19 protein-coding genes are annotated in these 19,830 nt (G+C 64.8%); 5 read left to right on the top strand and 14 right to left on the bottom strand.

Annotation, left to right across the window (positions count from 1 at the left end; genetic code table 11):
• Nucleotides 1–4: 4 nt before the first annotated feature.
• Entirely contained in the window at nucleotides 5–1,069 is a 1,065-nt protein-coding gene (locus ACTEK7_RS07515; RefSeq protein ID WP_225145884.1) for a UDP-glucuronic acid decarboxylase family protein, read from the top strand.
• Between the two features lie 46 nt (nucleotides 1,070–1,115).
• Here ACTEK7_RS07515 and ACTEK7_RS07520 read toward each other — a convergent pair whose 3' ends face one another.
• Both ACTEK7_RS07520 and ACTEK7_RS07525 read right to left on the bottom strand, forming a co-directional pair.
• Nucleotides 1,116–3,428 (bottom strand): TonB-dependent receptor, encoded by a 2,313-nt coding sequence (locus ACTEK7_RS07520; protein WP_225145885.1) that lies wholly within the window; start codon nucleotides 3,426–3,428, stop codon nucleotides 1,116–1,118.
• The gene (locus ACTEK7_RS07525; RefSeq protein ID WP_225145886.1) at nucleotides 3,409–4,488 is read right to left on the bottom strand and encodes a HoxN/HupN/NixA family nickel/cobalt transporter; all 1,080 of its coding nucleotides are present in this window, start codon (nucleotides 4,486–4,488) and stop codon (nucleotides 3,409–3,411) included. The genes ACTEK7_RS07520 and ACTEK7_RS07525 overlap by 20 nt, the downstream gene beginning before the upstream one ends.
• 333 nt (nucleotides 4,489–4,821) lie before the next feature.
• Between ACTEK7_RS07525 and ACTEK7_RS07530 the strand changes: the two genes are divergently transcribed.
• On the top strand, nucleotides 4,822–5,022 hold the full coding sequence (locus ACTEK7_RS07530) for a hypothetical protein (protein ID WP_225145887.1): 201 nt from the start codon (nucleotides 4,822–4,824) through the stop codon (nucleotides 5,020–5,022).
• A 15-nt stretch (nucleotides 5,023–5,037) separates the two neighbouring features.
• On the opposite strand, the gene ACTEK7_RS07535 is transcribed toward ACTEK7_RS07530, so the two are convergent.
• From ACTEK7_RS07535 to ACTEK7_RS07580, 10 genes are all read right to left on the bottom strand, one after another.
• Entirely contained in the window at nucleotides 5,038–6,039 is a 1,002-nt protein-coding gene (locus ACTEK7_RS07535; RefSeq protein ID WP_225145888.1) for a formate dehydrogenase subunit gamma, read from the bottom strand.
• 40 nt (nucleotides 6,040–6,079) lie between these two features.
• Nucleotides 6,080–6,676 (bottom strand): formate dehydrogenase FDH3 subunit beta, encoded by a 597-nt coding sequence (gene fdh3B, locus ACTEK7_RS07540; protein ID WP_225145889.1) that lies wholly within the window; start codon nucleotides 6,674–6,676, stop codon nucleotides 6,080–6,082.
• Between the two features lie 13 nt (nucleotides 6,677–6,689).
• Nucleotides 6,690–9,632, bottom strand: a complete 2,943-nt coding sequence (locus tag ACTEK7_RS07545; RefSeq protein ID WP_225145890.1) for a formate dehydrogenase subunit alpha — start codon at nucleotides 9,630–9,632, stop codon at nucleotides 6,690–6,692.
• A 14-nt stretch (nucleotides 9,633–9,646) separates the two neighbouring features.
• A complete protein-coding gene (locus tag ACTEK7_RS07550; protein WP_036023641.1) occupies nucleotides 9,647–9,856 on the bottom strand; it encodes a twin-arginine translocation signal domain-containing protein in 210 nt (69 codons plus the stop codon).
• A gap of 29 nt (nucleotides 9,857–9,885) precedes the next feature.
• On the bottom strand, nucleotides 9,886–10,665 hold the full coding sequence (locus ACTEK7_RS07555) for a molecular chaperone TorD family protein (protein ID WP_036005115.1): 780 nt from the start codon (nucleotides 10,663–10,665) through the stop codon (nucleotides 9,886–9,888).
• 129 nt (nucleotides 10,666–10,794) lie between these two features.
• Nucleotides 10,795–11,418, bottom strand: a complete 624-nt coding sequence (locus tag ACTEK7_RS07560; protein ID WP_225133613.1) for a DUF3306 domain-containing protein — start codon at nucleotides 11,416–11,418, stop codon at nucleotides 10,795–10,797.
• On the bottom strand, nucleotides 11,415–11,930 hold the full coding sequence (locus ACTEK7_RS07565) for a DUF3305 domain-containing protein (protein WP_225111856.1): 516 nt from the start codon (nucleotides 11,928–11,930) through the stop codon (nucleotides 11,415–11,417). The genes ACTEK7_RS07560 and ACTEK7_RS07565 overlap by 4 nt, the downstream gene beginning before the upstream one ends.
• A complete protein-coding gene (locus tag ACTEK7_RS07570; RefSeq protein ID WP_225111855.1) occupies nucleotides 11,927–12,934 on the bottom strand; it encodes a DUF6352 family protein in 1,008 nt (335 codons plus the stop codon). Before ACTEK7_RS07570 ends, ACTEK7_RS07565 begins: the two co-directional genes overlap by 4 nt.
• Complete coding sequence (locus tag ACTEK7_RS07575) at nucleotides 12,931–13,470, bottom strand: DUF6505 family protein (RefSeq protein ID WP_036005125.1); 540 nt, start codon at nucleotides 13,468–13,470, stop codon at nucleotides 12,931–12,933. The genes ACTEK7_RS07570 and ACTEK7_RS07575 overlap by 4 nt, the downstream gene beginning before the upstream one ends.
• The gene (locus ACTEK7_RS07580; protein ID WP_225133610.1) at nucleotides 13,467–14,207 is read right to left on the bottom strand and encodes a biotin/lipoate--protein ligase family protein; all 741 of its coding nucleotides are present in this window, start codon (nucleotides 14,205–14,207) and stop codon (nucleotides 13,467–13,469) included. The genes ACTEK7_RS07575 and ACTEK7_RS07580 overlap by 4 nt, the downstream gene beginning before the upstream one ends.
• Before the next feature lie 164 nt (nucleotides 14,208–14,371).
• Here ACTEK7_RS07580 and ACTEK7_RS07585 point away from each other — a divergent pair, with 164 nt between their 5' ends.
• Complete coding sequence (locus ACTEK7_RS07585) at nucleotides 14,372–16,342, top strand: 4Fe-4S binding protein (RefSeq protein WP_225145891.1); 1,971 nt, start codon at nucleotides 14,372–14,374, stop codon at nucleotides 16,340–16,342.
• A gap of 30 nt (nucleotides 16,343–16,372) precedes the next feature.
• Here ACTEK7_RS07585 and ACTEK7_RS07590 read toward each other — a convergent pair whose 3' ends face one another.
• Nucleotides 16,373–17,614: a c-type cytochrome gene (locus tag ACTEK7_RS07590; protein ID WP_225146223.1), complete on the bottom strand. Its 1,242-nt coding sequence runs from the start codon at nucleotides 17,612–17,614 to the stop codon at nucleotides 16,373–16,375.
• A gap of 136 nt (nucleotides 17,615–17,750) precedes the next feature.
• On the bottom strand, nucleotides 17,751–18,011 hold the full coding sequence (locus ACTEK7_RS07595; protein WP_225133608.1) for a hypothetical protein: 261 nt from the start codon (nucleotides 18,009–18,011) through the stop codon (nucleotides 17,751–17,753).
• Between the two features lie 232 nt (nucleotides 18,012–18,243).
• Here ACTEK7_RS07595 and ACTEK7_RS07600 point away from each other — a divergent pair, with 232 nt between their 5' ends.
• Entirely contained in the window at nucleotides 18,244–18,366 is a 123-nt protein-coding gene (locus ACTEK7_RS07600) for a hypothetical protein (RefSeq protein ID WP_260346694.1), read from the top strand.
• Nucleotides 18,367–18,679: 313 nt separating this feature from the next.
• Entirely contained in the window at nucleotides 18,680–19,816 is a 1,137-nt protein-coding gene (locus ACTEK7_RS07605) for a GNAT family N-acetyltransferase (RefSeq protein WP_225145892.1), read from the top strand.
• Nucleotides 19,817–19,830 lie beyond the last annotated feature (14 nt).

Here is a 19,830-nt window from a genome sequence, read left to right on the forward strand (position 1 = left end):
CGTCATGACGCTCCAGACCCGCATCCACGCATCCCGCCGCTCGCCGACGGTCCTGGTCGCCGGCGGCGCCGGCTTCATCGGATCGCATCTCTGCGACGCGCTCCTGCAACGCGGCAGCATGGTGATCTGCCTGGACAATTTGTTCACGGGAACCACCGACAACATCCGGCCCCTGCTCAACCATCCGAACTTCCGCTTCATCGAGCATGACGTGCGCGATCCCATCGAGATCGAGGGCGGGATCGACCGGATCTACAGCCTCGCCTGCCCGGCATCGCCCCGCCACTATCAGGTCGATCCGGTCGGGACGATGAAAACCTGCGTGCTCGGCTCGATCAACCTGCTCGAGCTGGCACGGCAGAAGGGCTCCCGGATTCTTCAGGCCTCCACCAGCGAGGTCTACGGCGACCCGGAGGTGCATCCGCAGCCGGAATCCTATCTCGGCAACGTCAATCCCGTCGGGCCACGGGCCTGTTACGACGAAGGCAAGCGGGCCGCGGAGACGCTGATGTTCGACTATCGGCGGATGCACGGGACGGAGATCAAGGTCGCGCGCATCTTCAACACCTACGGCCCGCGCATGCTCGAGAATGACGGCCGCGTCGTGTCCAACTTCATCGTGCAGGCGTTGCGTGGCGAGCCGATCACGATCTACGGCCAGGGCACGCAAACCCGCAGCTTCTGCTTCGTTGACGATCTCGTGCGGGGGCTTCAGCTCATGATGGAGAGCCCCGCCTCGGTCAGCGGTCCGTGCAATCTCGGCAATCCGCACGAGGTCACGATCGAGGCCATCGCCCGTGAGGTGCTGGCATGCACCGAATCTGCGTCCCCGCTGCGCTTCGAGCCCCTGCCCAAGGACGATCCCAAGCGGCGCAAGCCTGTGATCGACGCCGCCGAGAAGATCCTGGGATGGCGTCCGAGGGTGGCATTGAAGGACGGCCTTCAAGCGACCATCGCCTATTTTGCGCTCCGTCTCGCCGGGGAATCGCCCACGCTCGTGCCGGCCATCGCCGCGCGCAGGACGCGCCCTCCAGCACGCGGCCGCCTGACGATGTCCGAGCAACCGTGAAGGCAAATCCTTTGACAGGCTAGCCCAGTGTGCTCGCGCAACAGGCCTAAAACGTTCCGGCCACAGTGACCCGAAACGCCATCGGCTCGACCGGGTGCAGCACATAGTCCATCACGCCGTTCCCGCAGACTGCGGCCGGTGCGGCATTGGCGGCGCAGAGATTGTAGAGCGTATCGGTCTTCAACAGCGAGCCATAGGCATAGGTGATCTGGTTCGCCTTGCTGTTGAACAGGTTGAGCACGTCGAACTGGATGCGCCAGCCGTTCTCGCTGTGGTAGCCGAGCCGCGCGTTGGCGAGGCCGGTCGGCCGCGAGCGGAACGCATTGTTCTCGGTCAACGGGCTCGCGCCGATGTAGCGCCAGCGCGCGCTGCCGAACCACCCCGTCTTTTCGCCAAGTGTTATTCCGGCCGATGCCACCATCGCCGGGGCATTGGGAATGTAGTTGCCGGGCGCATTGCCGATTTGCGCCTCGGGATAGCCGGCGAGCGAGGCATAGACCGCGGCCTGCTCGCCGTCATGGCCGCGGAAGCGCGCATGCGTCATGGCGAGATCGGCGTCGATGTCGATCCAGGACCGCGGCCTGTAGTGATTGGTCCACTCGAAGCCGTAGCGGCGGCTGGCGCGCGTTGCCATGGTGTCCCCAGCATCGCCAGCGAACAGGATCTCGGAATCCTGGTCGAGGAGGAAGAGGCTGAGAGAGCTGTCGAGACCGGGAACGATCCTGCTGCGAACCCCGACCTCCGCGCCTCTGGTGCGCACCAGGAGCGGCGACGGCGTGAGCCTTGTCGCGGGATCGGTGGGATCCTCCGTCGTGGTCGCACCGCGGGCATCGTTCGAGTGCATGCCGTAGCCGGCGCCGAGGAAGAATTCCGTATGATTGAACGGACCAAGCACCATCCTGAATTTCGGGTTGCCGAGCGCGGCATCGGCGCGGCCGGAATTTGCGGCGTTGAACAGAGAGGTAACGTCGGCGGCGTAATAATCGCCCCGCCAGCCCAACGTCGTCCTGAGCCAGTCGGTCCAGCGCACCGTGTTCTCGGCATAGACCCCGACGCTGCCCTCGCCGACCTTGTCGCTGCGGATATTGCCGATGAAGCCGCGACGGAACGTATTGGTGAGCGCGAGGTCGATCGCATCATAACGCGATTGCAGACCGAAGGTGGTCTGCATCGGCAGGCCGGCAAAGGAGCCGTTGAGCGTGCGCGAGACATTGGCGCCCGCCATCAAGCGGTCGTCGTGCTGGTGGAACTGGTCGCCGAGCACGGGATCGTCAAGGAAGTAAGTGAAATTATTGAAGAGGTCGAGCTGGCTCTTCACCAGATAGGCGTTGGCTTTCCATGAACCGACGTCGTCGGTCTGCGCGATGCGCCCGGACAGCGCAAAGCGGTTGGCGTGACCGCCGTCGCTCGGATCTTCCGAACCGTACCGGCCGAGCAGGCCGCTGGTGATGGCGCGCTGCGGCACCTGGTCGGTCGCGTTCCATTTGTTGACGTAGGCCATGCCGGTGAGCGACATGCCGTCGGTCGCGGTGCCCTGGCTATAGCGCACGAGGCCGTTGAGCTTTCGCAATTTGTCCGGATTGTCCCACGGGCCGTCGTAGGTACCGATCTCGCCGGCCACCAGCAGCGAACCGTCGCCAACTTTCGCGGAATCCATGCCGAGCAGACGGCGGTAACCGAAGCTGCCGGCGCTCACCTGCGCCAGCCGCCTTGTGCTGTCGATCAGGCCGATGTGAACGCTTCCGACCGAGGCGAAGTCGCCTTCGTCGGCGAAGTAAGGTCCCTTGCGCACGTCCATTGCGGCGATGGTTTCCGGGATCAGCCAGTTGAGATCGGCATAACCCTGGCCATGCGCGTGGGTGCGCATGTTGACGGGGACGCCGTCGACGATGATCGCCAGATCGGTGCCGTGGTCGAGATTGTACCCGCGCAGGAAATACTGGTTGGCTTTGCCCTCGCCGGAATGTTGCGTCACGATCAGACCGGGCACGGCTTCGAGCGCCTCGCCCGGCCGTGTGAAAGGGCGTGCGTTGATCTCGTCGCCGGAGACAGTGATCTCGCTGGCCATGCCGGCTGCGGCCCTTGCACCCGAGCCGGCACTGCGCGGATCCGACGCCTGCGCCGTCGCGGAAGACACGAAGATGCGGCGGCCGGCCGCGGGCGATCTGGCGGCACGGCGCGATGCGGCCGTCATCTTGCGCCCGGGCGTGGCGCCGCCACTGACCTCGACCGGCGGCAGTTCGCGTGAGGCGTCATTGCTCTGTGCGAGGGCGCGGCCGTCATCCGCGAGCAGCGCCAGGACCGAGAGTGCCGTCAAAGCGCCGCCGCGACGACCGTGCTCAGGCCGCCTCGGTCGCATCGGTGCATTCCAAAACTTTCGTGCCGGCGCGGCGAGGCTCGTTCCCGAACATGCGGCGATAGAGCACGACCGAGACGAGCCATGCGACCGCAAACAGCGCGATCACGACAAAGCCGACATTGGCAAGCGACTCGTTGAGGTCCTCGACCAGCACCCATGCGCCGCCGGAGAGACCGAGCCGCTCGCCGATCAGGCCGAGCGCTTCGATCCCGCCGATGAACAGTGCAACCGCGACGGAGGCGCCGGTGATTGTGAGATTGTACCAGAGCTTGCGCAAGGGATCGACGAAAGCCCAGCGATAGGCGCTCACCATCAGCGCGGAATCGGCAGTGTCGACCAGCGCCATGCCTGCAGCGAACAGCGCGGGGAAAACCAGCACATCGGCGAGCGAGGCGCCGCGCGCGGCTTCGCTGGCGGAGATGCTGAGCAGGCTGATCTCCGTCGCGGTGTCGAAGCCGAGGCCGAACAGGAAGCCGAGCGGGTACATGTGCCAGGGCTTCGTCACCAGGCGGAACATCGGGCCGAGCAGCCGGGCCAGAATACCGCGGCTGGCAAGCAGCGCATCGAGCTGCGCAGCATCGTGAACCCCCTGGTCCCGCGCCGCGCGAAACGTCCGCCACAGGCCGACGAAAATGACGAGGTTGATCGCGGCAACCGCAAGCAGGAACAGCGCCGAGACTGAGGTGCCGATGAGACCGCCGATCTCCTTGAGCAGGCTGTCGCCGCCAAGGCTCACGACGCCCAGTGCCAGCAGCATGGTCGCCACCACGACGACGGTGGAATGGCCGAGCGCGAAATAGAGGCCGACGCTGCGCGGCGTCTCACCGCCGTGCATCAGCTTGCGCACGACGTTGTCGATCGCGGCAATGTGGTCGGCATCGACGGCGTGACGCAGGCCGAACACCCAGGCCAGCAAGGCGGTCGCCATCACCGTCGGCCGGTCGCCGAACAGCGTGAAGGCCCAGGCCCATGCCGCGATGTTGGCGGCGACGAGCCCGCCGAGCAGCGCCACCGTTCCGGGCTCGACCGCCCGCAAAGTCCGCATCGCTGCTCGTTCCATTCGCCCGCCTTTACAGTATGACGTTTATCAAAATTTCTCATACTGGCAAGAGCAAGAGCCGGACCAGTTTCGGCCTGCCCCCTGACGATCCGACAGAATGGAAGCCAAATGGCTGCCCCGATGGAGGAATTCGGCGTCAACCGATCACGGCACCGATGCGGGATGGCGCGCCTTCCATTGGCAAGCAGATATCCACCTTGACGACGAAGTTGACGGTCGTTCGGGGAGCTCGGCCCGCGCGAGTGGAACCGATCGCTGTGAAGCGGTTCACGTCCGATTCGACGATCCGGATGTATTCATCGTGGCGGGTGGAGATGGCAGACGGAGACGCGCATGAAATTCCTCATGCTCTCGCTAATCGCAGCCATGCTTCTCGCCGGTGCGGCCAATAGCGTGTTCAGGCCGCATCCAGTACCTCACTTCGGTCAGCCCGGCATGGCGTCCATTCAAGATATGCAGACGGGACGGGCCGACAAGCTTCCCGAGCAGGAGCTGCAGGACCGCTCCGTCTTGTTTGCGAAAGAGCTGCGGTAGGCCGGCAGGCTCGCTTTATTCGGCCGCTGCGGTCGCAGGTTGCCGCTGCCCATCGTTCGGTCCCGTTCGCGCCATCTGCTCGTCGAGCCAGAGGCTGTGGTGCTCGCGCGCCCAGTTGACGTCGACTTCGCCCGAGCCCATGGCGGCGAACGCACCTTCCATGCCGATAGTGCCGATATAGATGTGCCCGATCATCGCCGCGACGAACAGGACCGCCACAATGGAGTGGACGATCTGGGCCATCTGCATGCTTTCGATACCCGTGCCGTAGAACGGGAACATCAGCGCATAGCCGCTCGCCGCGACGAGCCCACCACCGATCACGACGATCCAGTAGATCATCTTCTGGCCGCCATTGAAGCGATTGGCCGGCGGATGGTCATGCCCGATCAGGCCGCCACCCCGCTTGGCCCATTCGATATCCACCTTGCTGGGAATGTTGCCGCCGATCCACATCAGGAAGATCAGCACGACCCCCACCGTGAACGGGAAACTCAGATAATTGTGGGCGTATTTGGCCCATTGCGACCATTCGGAAAAGGCCTCGAAACCGATCAGCGGCAAAAGCAGTTGCCGGCCAAACGTGACGTTGAGGCCGGAGATCGCCAGGATGATGAAGCAGGTTGCCGTCATCCAGTGCACGAAACGTTCGAAACCGTTGAAGCGCACGATGGTGCGGCCCGAGTGGCCGCTTTCCAGCCGAACCATGCCGCGGGTGAGATAGAAGATCATGATCAGGGCGATCATGCCGATGATGGCAACGCCGCCGATCCAGGGCAGTGTCACCATGCGGAATTCCCGCCATTCCCGCCCCTGCGGCTGCTCGAGAACGCCGGACCGCTGATCCGGAATGCTGACACGCCCTTGAATCCGGTTCAGCTCCTGCAGAAGCTGCTGCTCCTTGACCGAGCTCGCAGTCGGATTGACCTGCTGAGCACTCGCAGGCGCCGCCATCGCCAAGAGAAGCAGCGTGCAAACGCCGAACGCCAGGCGAATGAACCTTCCAAATGACGCCATCACGTCCTCCCCGGTATTTGCGCGCCCTTCTGTTGCCACTTCAGGACTCGATCGCCTCGCGATAAGCGGTCTTCCAGCCCCATGCACCCGAGCCATAGCCGCGCTTCATGACGCGCTCCTTGTAGATCTGTGCGATGATCTCGCCGTCGCCCGCAAGCAACGACTTGGTCGAGCACATCTCAGCGCAGAGCGGCAGCTTGCCTTCGGCCAGCCGGTTCGCACCGTATTTCACGTATTCCTCCTTGCTGCCGTCGGCCTCCGGGCCGCCGGCGCAATAGGTGCATTTGTCCATCTTGCCGCGGGAGCCGAAGTTTCCGACCTTTGGATATTGCGGCGCGCCGAACGGACAGGCGTAGAAGCAATAGCCGCAGCCGATGCAGAGGTCCTTGGAGTGCAGCACCACGGCATCGGCCGTGGTGTAGAAGCAGTTCACCGGACAGACCGCCGCGCAGGGCGCGTCCGTGCAGTGCATGCAGGCCATCGAGATCGAGCGCTCGCCCGGCTTGCCGTCGTTGATGGTGACGACACGCCGCCGGTTGATGCCCCAGGGCACCTCGTGCTCGTTCTTGCAGGCGGTGACGCAGGCGTTGCACTCGATGCAGCGATCAGCGTCGCAGAGAAATTTCATCCGAGCCATGTGCGTGCTCCTCTCAGGCTGCGACGATCTGACAAAGCGTGACCTTCGGCTCCTGCATGCCGGTTGCAGGATCGTAGCCGTAGCTCGTGATCGTGTTGGCGCTCTCGCCCAGCACGATCGGATCGGTGCCGGCAGGATAGTTCTTGCGCAGGTCGTTACCGCCGAGCCAGCCGCCGAAATGGAACGGCATCCAGGCGACGCCCTTGCCGACGCGTTCGGTCACCATCGCCTTCATCTTGGCCCGCGAGTTGTTCTCAGCGCCGCTCACCCAGACCCAGCCGCCGTCCTTGATGCCGCGATCGGCGGCATCAGCCGGGCTGATCTCGATGAACATGTCCTGTTGCAATTCGGCGAGCCACGGATTGGTGCGGGTTTCCTCGCCGCCGCCTTCGTATTCGACGAGACGTCCGGAGGAGAGGATCAACGGGAACTGCTTGGCGATCCCCTTCTCCACCGCCGCCTTCTGCACCGAGAAGCCGATGTTGGGCAGACGGAACTGCTTGGCATCGGGCAAGGTCGGATACTTCTCGACGAGGTCGACGCGCGGCGTGTAGATCGGCTCGCGGTGCACAGGGATCGGATCCGGCAGACCGAACGCATTCATGCGCGCCTTGCCGTTGCCGAACGGCACGCAGCCATGCTTCAGCGCGACGCGCTGGATGCCGCCGGAGAGGTCGAGCGCCCAGGACACCGCATCCGGATTGGCCGGGTTGACCCGCTGGATCGTCGCCATCTCGGCCTCGGTGAGATCCGCGTCCCAACCGAGCTTCTTCAGGCTCGCCAACGTGAACTCGGGATAGCCGTCCTCGATCTCCGAGCCCTTGGAGAAGGACTTGTCGGCGAGCAGGCTGACCTTGCGCGTCGTGCCGTCGGGCAGCTTCTCCTCGCGCTCGATGCCGAAGCGCGGACGGAATGCGCCGCCGCCGTCCATGACGTGCAGATTGTTGTTGTAGAGCAGCGGCGAGCCGGGATGCTTCACCTCGGGCGAGCCCCAGCACGGCCAAGGCAGGCCATAATAATCGCCGCCGACTTCCGGATCGTCCTTGGGGGCGCGCATCGTCACCAGGTCGAACTTGTGCTGGTTCTTCATGTGCGCCTTGATGCGCTCCGGCGACTGGCCGCAATAACCGGTCGACCAGCTTCCACGGTTGATCTCGCGCAGCACGTCCTCGGGGACCGGAAGGTTGTTCTCGACCTTGATGTTCTTGAACATCTTGTCGGCGAAGCCGAACTTCTTCGCCAGCAGATAGATGATCTCGAGGTCGTCCTTGGATTCGAAGATCGGCTTGACGATCTGCTCGCCCCATTGCATCGAGCGGTTGGAGGCGACGCGCGATCCCGCGCATTCGAACTGCGTCGCCACGGGCAGGATATAGACGCCGTCCTTGCGCCCGGCCTCGACCGCCAGAGACGCCCAGGTGGTCGGGTGCGGATCGGCGATCACCAGCAGCTCCAGCGCCTTCAGGCCCTTCAGCGATTCGGGAATGCGCGTGATGCTGTTGCTGGCGTGGCCTTGCACGAACACGGCCTTGACGTTGTCCTTCTGTGCGACGTCGGCCTTCGGCAACAGCGCCGCATCGAACCAGCGCGTCAGCGGGATGCCTGGCGTCTCCATCTGCTTCTTCTCGTCGAAGCGCGAGACGAGATAGTCGTAGTCGACCTCCCAGACCCGGGACCAGTGCTTCCAGGCGCCCTCCGCGAGGCCGTAATAGAACGGCAACGTCACGATATCGAGGCCGACATCGGTCGCGCCCTGCACGTTGTCATGGCCGCGCAGGATGTTGGCGCCGGCCCCGGCCTTGCCGACGTTACCCGTCATCAGCAGCGCGATGCAGCTCGCCCGCACGTTGGCGGTGCCGACCGTGTGCTGGGTCTGGCCCATGCACCAGATGATGGTCGCGGGCTTGACCGTCGCGAACGTCTTGGCGACGCGCTCGAGCTGCGCGGCGGGCACACCGGTGACGCGCTCGACCTCCTGCGGATTCCATTTCTCGACCTCCTTGCGCAGGTCGTCGAAGCCGTAGACGCGCTGGGCGATGAATTCCTTGTCCTCCCAGCCGTTCTTCAGGATGTGCCACATCATGCCGTAGAGCACGGGAATGTCGGTGCCGGGACGGATGCGGACATATTCGGTGGCATGTGCCGCGGTGCGGGTCAGGCGCGGATCGAAGACGATGAAATTCGCCTTGTTGAGCTCCTTGGATTCGAGCAGGTGCTGCATGCTGACCGGATGCGCTTCCGCCGCGTTGCTGCCGATGAACAGCATCGTCTTGGAGTTGCGCATGTCGTTGATGCTGTTCGTCATCGCGCCGTAGCCCCAGGTATTGGCGACGCCGGTGACGGTGGTGGAGTGGCAGATCCGCGCCTGGTGATCGGTGTTGTTGGTGCCCCAGAACGCGCCCAACTTGCGGAACAGGTAGGCTCCTTCGTTGGTCATCTTGGCCGAGCCGAGCCAATAGACCGAATCGCTGCCCGACTTCTCGCGAACCTGCAGCAGCTTGTCGCCGATCTCGTTCACCGCCGTGTCCCACGACACGCGCGTCCACTGCCCGTTCACCAGCTTCATCGGATAGCGCAGGCGGCGATCGCTGTGCACGAGCTCGCGCACCGAGGCGCCCTTGGCGCAATGCGAGCCACGGTTGATCGGCGAATCCCAGCTCGGTTCCTGCCCGATCCAGACTCCGTTGAGGACTTCCGCCGTCACCGTGCAGCCCACGGCACAATGCGTGCAGATGCTCTTCTTGACGGTGGCGCCGGCTGCGAGCGGGCCGGCGGCGGCCGCCTCCGCCTTTCGCACGTTGCCCACCGGCATGGCCCCGAGCGCGGCGAGCGCGCCGCCGGCCAAACCGGATTTGCGCAGGAATGTGCGGCGATCAAGTCCCCCGCCCTGCCCCGCAAGGGATTCGGCGACGGAACCGCGGCGATCGGAACGCTGGTGTGTTCGCTTGATAAGCACGGGCAGCCTCCCTCTCAGGCCGGATAACGATTGACGCGGTAGAACGTCTTCACGTGATCGGATTCCTTGTAGCGCGCCTTGCGCTTCTCATCGTTGGTTTCACTGTCGGCCTGGGCGGACCCGACCAACGGTGTTGCAAGCGCCGCGCCGGCACCGGCGGTACCCAAGCCGACCTTGCGCAGGAAATCGCGGCGTCCGACCTTTGATTTCGTCTCGTCACTCATCGCATCTCTCCCGGACCGAAGCGCCTCGGTCAGCTGGCGAATGTAAATGCTTCCGTCTCGATTTCGATGAAAGTGCGGCCGAGCGCGCCGACTGCGCGATAGAAACGGGCAGTCCCCGCGTTCTCGATGTCGGCGAACAATCGCCCCATCCATGGCGACACGTGCTTTTCGAAGAAGGCGCGCTGCGCCTCGTGCGAGGCATCGAAGCGGCCATCGGCAAGGCCCGACATGATCTCGCACAGGATGGCAGCGTGATCTTCGGGTTCGGAATCGTTGGCGATACGCTCGATGCCGAGCGTCATCAGGTCGCCGCGCAGGCGCGACAGGGGCCGTTCGTTGAGAAAGCCCGTGAGATAATAGGAGGCATAAGGCAGCAATTCGCCGCGGCCGAGCCCGACGAACAAATCGAAATACTCCCGCTCAACCTTCGCTGGGACGGCGCTCGAGGCGGCCTCGGCAAGCGCCGCATGCGCGCGACCGAGCGGCGTCGCGTCTCCGCTGAGCGCGGCGAGCTGATCGAGCAGGCGCTTCGACGGAGGCGCAGACAGCAGCGCCGCGAGCAAGACGTATTCCTGCGCGCGCGCCGCATCGATGGGATCGACGAGTTCGGCGGAGCCGGCTTGCTCACCGTAAAGATCGGGCCGCAGATCGTTTCGGGAGACGCCGGTCGCCGTTTCGACTGCAACCACCCGTTGTGCGGGCACACGGGTCCAATTCGAGACGGAGGGCTGGCTGATGCCTATTTTGCGTGCAAGCTGAGCGATGCCGCCTGCGGCATCGATCGCTCGATCAAGTCCGTCATCGCGCACGTGGACCTCCCATCCCAGTCCCGTCTGCTTGATTATCGCTTTTGTTACAAAGCAGTAGGTAGCGTAATCCGGGTTCCAGCAACGGTCAATCGCCTGCCATAGCCTGTACCTATAGTCTTTGGTCGTGGTTCAGCGCGGCAGTGCACCACCATGCGTGCGGGACCTCACAGGCTCTGCAGAATCCGCAGGTCTTTCACCCACTGTCGGTTGCACTGCAGCAGGGATTGCCAGGTGCTGCGTCTCATCGGGCGGCTCGACGACATTGGAAACAAGTGCCACATCGGCTTGATGCGATTCCGCCGGAGAATCCGCCGTTTCGATCGACGCCTCAGCAAGAGTCTGGGCCGCAGACTTGGCCGCCTCGCGCACGCCGCCGACAATGCGATCGACCAGTGCGGCCAGCTCCTCTGAGGAACAATCCAGCGGGCCAAATCCCGGCATCGCCGTCGGGTCGTTGAAGTCCCATGCATTCTCCGCGAGCCCGACGAAGTCGCGAATCGCGGGATCGGTCGCCCAAGCGCGGCGAAGAGCCGCAAGGCTCAACTCGCGAGGAATCCCCTTGCCGAGGAAGGCCGTGATGTCGGTGGCAGCATTGATCTCGTCGATCGACGGCAGGCTCGACAGATCGAACTCCGTCTCGTCCTCTTTGTCCTCGGACGGCGGCGTCGGCTGCGCCGGGGCAGGTTTCGCCGGCTCCGCTCGCGACTGCTGTTTGCGGCGGGACCAACGCGCAAGGAAGTCCTCCTCACTCATTCCTTTCCGCCTTCATGTTCGCGCCGCGCCAGCGCCTCCGGATCGGCACGGCGCCGCTTGCGTTTGACGAATTCGCGCTCGACATGGTGCTCGGCCACGAAGCTTTCAATCGCCTCGCGCAGCACTTCCGGCATCGGCACGGCCTCGACGAGATTGTCGGCGGCTTCGGTAAAGCCTTCGCCCTCGGCGGGGTCGGCGGTCACCGCGGTGACTGCATAGGGCCAGACGCCTTCCGCAGGCGACAACACGACCCAGATGCTCGGACTGCCGGAGGCGAGATTGTCGCGATAGCGCGCCGTCTCCGACGGATAGAGATCGATGGTCGCACTTCCGGCATAGAACAGGGTCGTGCCGTCCTGCTCGCGAAGCACGGTCCATGGCTCGGTCGACGGCTCGTCCGGCAGGACAGCAATTCCGCGCCAGATGAAATCGACCCAAGGCGAGTCGGCCTTGCGCCGCTCGACTACGACGCCGACGGCAATCGAGAGGGACGGCAATGCCGCGGGGCTCACGTCGCCATCTCCAGCCGCTTCACCGGCAACCCGGTCAGCAGATTCTGTGGCTTCATCCGCAGCTTCTGATCCGCCGTCATCGACAGGATCAGGTAGACCGGCTCATCCCCGACATCGTCGAGGGCACGGCTGGAATCCGCAAACGTCAGCCGGAACAGCGCCAGCACGCGATCGGCGTCGCGCTCGCCGAGCTCTTCGCCGTGCCACAGACGGTCGCCGAGCCTCGTGGCATCGGCATCGAGCCCGACATACCAGCTCAGCTTCGCCTCGTGCAGCGCCCGTAGCGGCTCGATCACGACATCGATGCCGAGCAGATGGGAGACCCAACGCGTCATCGCCTGCGCCAGCGCTACAGGTCCGCGGCCGTCGGCGGTCAGGTCGAGGGCCATGTCGAACTGGTCGCTGCGGTGCCAATAGGCCTCGGCATTCTCCTCGCCCAACACCTCGACCACCGCATCGGTGGTGGCGCCGAGCATCGACATCAGCGAGAGCACCGGGGTCGGGCTCCGGCCGCCGACGACCTCCTCGTCTCCCAGCAACAAAGCGTGCTCATGTGGGAGAACGCGCTGGATCCGGAAGAACAATTCGGCCGCGCGCAGCACGAACGGGTCATCACAGCCGTCGAGCGCGTTGCGCAGGATGACGTGCACGAGCTGGTTGACGAACAGCGGCGGCAGATCGTTCGCCCCTGATCGCACCCAGGCAAGATAGGCCGCTTCGAGCGTCGGATGCCGCAGCAGAAGATCGCGGAACGCCAGCACGAACTGCCAATTCTCCCTGGCATCAGCATCGGCAATCGCGGCGATCTCGCCGGCGCCGACGGCCTGGCGCGGGTCGGCGAGCAGATCGCGGTGCAGCCGGCGTTCGACCGGGCACGCGTCGTCCGGCGGCATCAGCTCGGGACGGGCAAAATAGGCTTTGAGAAATTCGTCCGTGACACGCAGGCCGCCGCCCTCGTCGCGATCGAGCAGGTGGTGACCACAGGAGATCCAGAAATCGTTCATCGGACGGTCGGCTCCCGGCCGAGATCCGCAAGCCTGAGATCGCCGTCCGGCTCGACGTCGTCCTCCATCTCGATGAACGAGAACGCCTTGCCATGCCCCTGGCCTTCCCGAAGCTGCAGCCGGCGGAACGACTCGCGGACCTCCCCGTCGCTCGAGGTGCGGTGCACTGCAATAAGCGAGCTGATGGGATGGCTGCAGAGCGACTGGGCAAAAGCGACCTCCTCTTCGGCCGCCGTTTTCGCCGCCGCCATATCCGGCGCGCCGAAACGATCGACCAATTGCCTCGCCAGCAGATCGACCAGGCCGTGGTAATCGTCCGCGGTCGCCGGAACGATCTGCGCCAGCGTCGACCAGCCCCAGGATTGCACCCCGAGGAACCCACCGCGAAACGCCGCGCGGGCCTTGCCCTCGAGCTTCGCGCCATCGCAATCCCAGAAGCGGAAGGCGCCGGAAACGGCCCATTCGCCCGGCTCTGCCGCCACGTCGAACACGAAAGTGTCCGAGGGATCGAGCGCGATCGTGCGCAGGAGTTTCACAGGCGCGGTCCTCCGAGGGCCGGATCGAGCCAGGACGGCACCGCGAGCGCCCGGACCAGGTCGCTTCGTTCGATCGTCTCCGTCCCGATGCGGCGCGTCAGGAGGTCGCCGCAATCATCTATGCGCTGTATCGTCTGCCTTTCACGCGGCATCCGCGTGAGATAGTCGCGCGCGACGCTGTCGAAGCCGTCGACCCGCCAGCCGTCCAGCGCCAGCATCAGATGCCGGGCGAAGCTTTCCGTGATCTGCGCCGCGCCCGCCTCGCCAAAGCCTTCCTGGTCAAGCGCCGAGGCCAGCGGGTGGACGCCTGGATCGTCATCATTCATGGCAACCGTCCGTATCATCGCGCCGAACACCAGCCAGGGCGGCGGCGCGTCCTCGTCAGCTCCGGAACACCAACCCATCCGTCCGCCGCCGACCAGCCCCCCGTCGATCCTGACCGCATCCGGCCAGCCGATCGTGATCGGCTTGCTCGGCGGTGCATAGGCGCGAAGCGCGTCGGTGAGCGCGACCATGCCTGCGTAGAACGCACGCCGCGCGCTGCGCAACGGCTCGGCCGGCTCGAGCACCACGGCGAACTCGGCGAGGTCGAAGCGGCCGACATAGACGAGCGTTCCGGCGCCGCTCTCCGGTGCGATGCGGCATGCATGGGCAAAAGCGTCGCCGCTCTCGCGCAATCGCACCAATGTGAACGGCGGCGGCAGGTGGATCGGTTCCGCCGTGGAAACATGGCTCACTGGGATCGACGGCAGACCGTCCTCCGCTTTCCTTTTCTTCCCGATGGATAATGTCTATACGAGGCGAAGGGCCGGCGCGAGTCCGTCGTCGTCGTCCGAAAGGCGGAGGAGTTAACCTGGAGCAGCCGTCGAAGACCATCCTGATCTGCTCGTGCGAAGACACGATGCCCCTCGACGTGGCTGCGATCCGGCGCGGATGTCCGAACAGCGAGGTCAAGAGCTTCCGCCACCTCTGCGGGGCGGAGCTCGATCATTTCCGCAACATGGCCGCGACAGAAGGCGTGTTGACGGTCGCCTGCACGCAGCAGGCGGCGCAGTTTTCGGACGAGGCCGGCGAGCGGCCTGACGCGATCGGCTTCGTCAATATCCGCGAGACGGCCGGCTGGTCCCGCGACGGCGCGCACGCCGGCGCGAAAATGGCCGCCCTGCTCGCATCCGCCTCCATCCCCGCCCCGGACTATCCGCTCGTCACCTTGTCGAGCGAGGGCGTCATCCTGATCTACGGGCGCGATGAGGCCGCGATTGAGGCCGGCCGCCTGCTTGCCGATCACCTCGACGTCACCGTGATGCTGAAGCAGCTCGATGACACGGTGCCGCCGGTTGCCACGGTGTTCCCGATCGTGAAGGGCACGATCCGCTCCGCGAAGGGACATTTCGGCGCGTTCGAGCTTGTCATCGACGACTATGCGCGTCCCCGCCCCTCCTCGCGCGATCGCTTCGTGCTCGACTCGCCGCGAAGCGGGGTCACCTCGCGCTGCGATATCGTGCTCGATCTTTCCGGCGGTCTGCCAATGTTTCCCGCCCACGACCTGCGCGACGGCTATCTCCGCGCCGACACGAAAGATCCCGCCGCGGTGCTGCGCGCGGTGCTAACCGCGCGCGATCTCGTCGGCAGCTTCGACAAGCCCAGATATGTCGAGGTTGCGCCGGCGCTTTGCGCCCATTCGCGCTCGAAGCGTACGGGCTGCCATCGCTGTCTCGATCTTTGCCCGACCGGGGCAATCACGCCCGTCGGCGATCATGTCGCAATCGATCCGAATATCTGCGCGGGCTGCGGCCAATGCGCGGCGGCCTGCCCGACCAGCGCGGTCTCCTACGCGCTGCCGCCCGCCGATACGCAGCTCCATAAACTTCGCGCCATGCTGCTCGTCTATCGCGAGGCCGGCGGCGCGAATGCGGTGCTGCTCTTTCACGACAGCCCGCACGGCACGCCGCTGATCGACGCCCTCGCGCGGCATGGCGACGGCCTGCCGGCGAACGTGCTTCCCTTTGCCGTCAACGAGCTCACGCAGGTTGGGCTGGAGGCGATCGTCGGCGCCTTTGCCTATGGCGTCTCTGCCGTGCGCTTCCTGCTCCGTGGCAAGCCGCGCCACGACGTGACCGGATTGACGCAGACAATCGCGATGGCTGAGGCGATCCTCGGCGGCCTTGGATTTGCGGGCCGTCGCCTCGCCACCATCGAAACCGACGATCCCGACGCGCTCGGCGCGCATTTGACTGATATCGGCACGCTCGCCGCGGTCCCGACGCCGGCAACTTTCAAGACCGTCGGCAAGCGGCGCGACCTCTTGCGGTTTGCCCTCAGCGAGTTGCATCGGCTGGCGCCGCAGCCGGTCGACATCATCGCGCTGCCGCAAGGTGCGCCGGTCGGCGCAATCAGCGTCGAGGCCGATGGCTGCACGCTGTGCCTGTCCTGCGTCTCGGCCTGCCCGACCGGCGCATTGCGCGACGATCCCGAGCGGCCGGTGCTGAAATTCATCGAGGATGCCTGCGTGCAGTGCGGCCTGTGCCAGAGCACCTGTCCGGAAAAGGTCATCAGCCTCAAGCCGCAGATCGATTTCCGGGCGGCGCGCGCGCCCGCCGTTGTCATCAAGGAAGAGGAGCCCGCGCTCTGCGTCCGCTGCGGCACGCCCTTCGGCGTCAAGAGCACGATCGACCGCATCGCCGCCAAGCTCGAAGGCCGGCACTGGATGTATCCGGCCGGCGACAAGCGAATCGAGGCGCTCAGGATGTGCGCGGACTGCCGCGTCGTGGTCATGAGCGAACAGCAATTCGATCCGTTCAAGGGCGTTCCGGAACGAACGCCGCCGCGAACGACGGATGATTATCTCCGCGAACGCAATGGCAAGGACTAAAGCGGACGCCGTCGAATCGACGCAAGGCAATCATCTCGACGTCGCGCGGGCCAGAAATTCGGTCAGCGCGCGTCGGTCCTCGGCCGAGCCGATGCGCTGCTCCGGCATCTTGGTGCCGGGGGTGTAGGCATTCGGCCCGATTTCGAACAATCGTGCGACGGTTTCCGGCGTCCAGACGATGTCCATCGTCTTCAGTGCATCAGAGAAGCGATATCCCGGCACCGAAGCGATCTTGCGGCCGTAGAGTCCCGCAAGTGTGGGACCCGCGCGCTGCACCTCCTTGTCCGAGAGCGTGTGGCAGGCAACACAGGCCCGAAACACATCGGCGCCGTGATCGCCGGCATAGGCCGCAAGCGGGTCGGCCGGTGTGCCGACCAGGCTTGAACCGATGGGATTGCCGGTGCGGGCATTCCAGCGCCTGATCCTGCCGTCCGCACCACCCGTCATCAGTGTCTCGCGATCGGCAAGGAAGGCGACCGCCCACACCGGCAGCCCGGGCCCAACCAGGGTGCGCAGCAGGTTGCGCGACTTGCGATCGATGATCGCCACCGTGCCGCCGATCCCGGCCGCAGCGACCAGCGCACCGTCCGCCGACATGGCCAAGGCCACCACCGGCGTCGGACTGGCCGCGACCTCGCCGCTGACCTTGCCGTCCGTTGTCAGCATGCGCAGCCTGCCATCGACCGCGCCCGTGACGATTTCACCATCCGGCGCGACAGCCACCGCGTTCAGCGGCGCCGGCAAAGTCACGATGTCAGGTTGGCCATCCGGCAAACGCCAGATGCGCAGCGCAAGATCGTAGCCGACACTGACGAGCCTGCCGTCCGGCAGGAAAGCGACCCCATTGACGTTCTGCGTATGCCCTTCGAGCACGCGGGATGTGCCGTCCGACAGCGACCAGAGCCGCACTGTCTGGTCCCATGACGCCGATGCGAGAAGCGTCCCATCGGACGACACAGCAAGCGCCGCGATCTGTGCGACATGTCCCTCCAGCACCCGGTCCGGCTCCGGCCGGCCCGCCGTCCACACCGCAATGCGCGCATCGGCTCCGGCCGTGATCATGCGGCCATCTTTGAGAAAGGCAACGGCGTTGACGCCATCGGCATGATACCGCAGCACCTGCTCTGCCGTATCTGTCCTGAGCGACCAGCGGATGACGGCGGTGTCGAAGCTGCCGGAGAGAAGGCTGTCGTCATCGGGCGAAATGGCGAGAGCCCGTATCGGGCCGCCGTGTCCGACCATGTCGGCATGCACCGTCGATGCGGCAAACATGGTCCACAGCACTGCGGCCACCTTCGTGCACAGAGCCGATCTGTTCATTCCTGGCCGCCCGCTGACATTCACCCGCTCGAGATTGCCAGAAGAGGCAACGGAAATGAATATCCTGGAACGGTCTACTTGAAACAGTCTACTTGGCCGGTGCCGTCGTGGTCTTGGACGACCCCTCCGGCGCGGGCTGCATTCCGGGCGGACTCTGGCCCTGGGGGCTTTCGGGCGGCGCACCACCCGAGCCGGTATTGATCGGACCCGTCCAACCTTGCGGCTGGAGCTGGCCCTTGTCCTCGGGAGGCGTTTGCCCCGTCGGCGAGTTGGTTTGCGCCGGCTGGGCCAGGGCGCCCTCGACAATGCAAAGTGCTACGAAGCACAGGATCGTTCTCGGTAATTTCACGCAAAGCCTCCGATGCGCTCACCAGGCCTGCAGAAAACTTGCAAGACCCGCATCCGTTCCGGATCGTGCAGCGCAGCAGCGCCGAGCTCCGGTCCCTTGGCTCGATGATGCGTCTTTCCGCCGATCCTGTGTTCAAAAGCCCATAGCGGGCGGATGGCTGATGCGATCGACGAGCTTGCTCGCCGCAGGCCCTGTCGTATAGATGGCGTGGTCCAATCGAGGGAGGCTGAGGATGAAGGCTTTTTTGCTTGGCTGCGTCGCGGCCGTGGTGATCGCGGTTGGTGGGATGGTGATCCTCGATCGCGTGCAGGAGCCCGCCGCGCACGCGTTTGCCACCACCGGGGTGCGGCTCTAAGAAGTCTCACTCGCGCTTGAGCCCGATCGGCCCGAGGATCGGAGCGGAGGGAACGAGCTCGACCTTGCGAACCATAGCTTTCCTGCAGCCGAGGATCGTAGATCATTGCCTGCGCCATGCAGACGATGGCGCCGCGCAAGGTGCGCTCCATGCGCCATTTCGGCCTCCGGCTTCAGAATTTGGTAACCATACGAGCATGGTTGAACGCATTGGCGCAAATCGCGCGGCGGCAGTCTCTGACCTGTAACGGCCTTGGTATAAGCGCAGCTACGGTTCGAACGACGTTCGCGGATGATCCGGTTTCCTTGTGCGCATGAATAAGCCCAGCAATACGTTCGAGATCGCCATCGAGCCGTCGTTCGACTTTCTGTCTCCGGAATATGCAGAGCTGTTCGATCGTTCGGCTGCCACTGCCTTCCAGCATCCGGTCTGGTTGCATAGCCTCTACACCAGGCTCGCGCCGGAAACGGATGCAACGGCTCTGGTCGTCGTGGTGCGCTACCGCGACACCGGCGCCCTTGCCATGGTGCTGCCGCTGCTCCGGATCCGGCGCGGTCCGATACGGACCGTCGAGTTCGCCGACTTGCGCGTTTCCGACTATCTGGCACCGGTTTGCAGCCCGGACGTGTTCTCGCAATTGCTCCATGATGCGGCTGCATGCGCGCAGATTCGGCGCCTTGTCCGCCCCTTCGATCTGCTGCGAATGGCCAAGCTGCCTGACGGACGGCTTCCGATCGAGGACCTCCTCGCCACGTCCCGCCGTGTCTCGATGAACACCAATGCTTATGCCACGGTTCTGGTCGCGCCGTACGAGCAATGGCGGGCCAGTGCGATGGATCGCTCCTACCAGAAGGAGCTCGCCAAGAAATATCGCCAGCTGCAGAAGAAGGGCGCGCTGAGCTTCTCATGCTGCAGCGACAGCGCCGCCGTGCTCGAGACGATGGAGGTGATGAGGAAGTTTCGCGGCCCGCGCTTTCACGCACAAGGCGACGGAGACCTGCTGCAGCGGCCCGAATATTACGGCTTCTATTCCGACGTCGCCCTTCGGGGCCTCGGGTCCTTCGTTCGCCTCTATGCCATGAAGATGGACGGCGAAGTGATCGCCGCCGTGCTCGGATTGTGCCACCGCGACAGCTTCCTCGTCATCATGAGCGCCTTCGACATCGCCGGCTACAAGAGCCAGTCCATCGGCGCGCTGATGTTCGAACAAGTGGCGCGGGATTGTATCGAGCGCGGAGATCAGATGCTCGACTTCACCATCGGCGACGAGCCATACAAGAAATCGTTCGGCGCACAGGCTTCACCGATGTGGGAGGTCACGCAGGTCGGTAGCGCCGTAGGCGCAATCGCCCTCTTCGCGCTGAAGCAGGCGCCCTGGCTCAAGCTGGCGGCCAAGCGGCTCTCTGATTTGAAGGTTCAGCCCGCTCACACCGCGAGGCCCACGCGCTGACCGGCGGGGGGTCG

Source organism: Bradyrhizobium sp. JHI2711 (genome assembly GCF_056156565.1).

What these genes read in the sequence shown, in the direction of transcription:
- ACTEK7_RS07525 (WP_225145886.1), bottom strand. Translation starts at nt 4,488, where the DNA reads ATGGAACGAGCAGCGATGCGGACTTTGCGGGCGGTCGAGCCCGGAACG.
- fdh3B (WP_225145889.1), bottom strand. Translation starts at nt 6,676, where the DNA reads ATGGCTCGGATGAAATTTCTCTGCGACGCTGATCGCTGCATCGAGTGC.
- ACTEK7_RS07600 (WP_260346694.1), top strand. Translation starts at nt 18,244, where the DNA reads ATGAAGGCTTTTTTGCTTGGCTGCGTCGCGGCCGTGGTGATCGCGGTT.
- ACTEK7_RS07520 (WP_225145885.1), bottom strand. Translation starts at nt 3,428, where the DNA reads ATGCGACCGAGGCGGCCTGAGCACGGTCGTCGCGGCGGCGCTTTGACG.
- ACTEK7_RS07530 (WP_225145887.1), top strand. Translation starts at nt 4,822, where the DNA reads ATGAAATTCCTCATGCTCTCGCTAATCGCAGCCATGCTTCTCGCCGGT.
- ACTEK7_RS07605 (WP_225145892.1), top strand. Translation starts at nt 18,680, where the DNA reads ATGAATAAGCCCAGCAATACGTTCGAGATCGCCATCGAGCCGTCGTTC.
- ACTEK7_RS07590 (WP_225146223.1), bottom strand. Translation starts at nt 17,614, where the DNA reads ATGTTTGCCGCATCGACGGTGCATGCCGACATGGTCGGACACGGCGGC.
- ACTEK7_RS07515 (WP_225145884.1), top strand. Translation starts at nt 5, where the DNA reads ATGACGCTCCAGACCCGCATCCACGCATCCCGCCGCTCGCCGACGGTC.
- ACTEK7_RS07535 (WP_225145888.1), bottom strand. Translation starts at nt 6,039, where the DNA reads ATGGCGTCATTTGGAAGGTTCATTCGCCTGGCGTTCGGCGTTTGCACG.
- ACTEK7_RS07585 (WP_225145891.1), top strand. Translation starts at nt 14,372, where the DNA reads ATGCCCCTCGACGTGGCTGCGATCCGGCGCGGATGTCCGAACAGCGAG.
- ACTEK7_RS07570 (WP_225111855.1), bottom strand. Translation starts at nt 12,934, where the DNA reads ATGAACGATTTCTGGATCTCCTGTGGTCACCACCTGCTCGATCGCGAC.
- ACTEK7_RS07550 (WP_036023641.1), bottom strand. Translation starts at nt 9,856, where the DNA reads ATGAGTGACGAGACGAAATCAAAGGTCGGACGCCGCGATTTCCTGCGC.
- ACTEK7_RS07560 (WP_225133613.1), bottom strand. Translation starts at nt 11,418, where the DNA reads ATGAGTGAGGAGGACTTCCTTGCGCGTTGGTCCCGCCGCAAACAGCAG.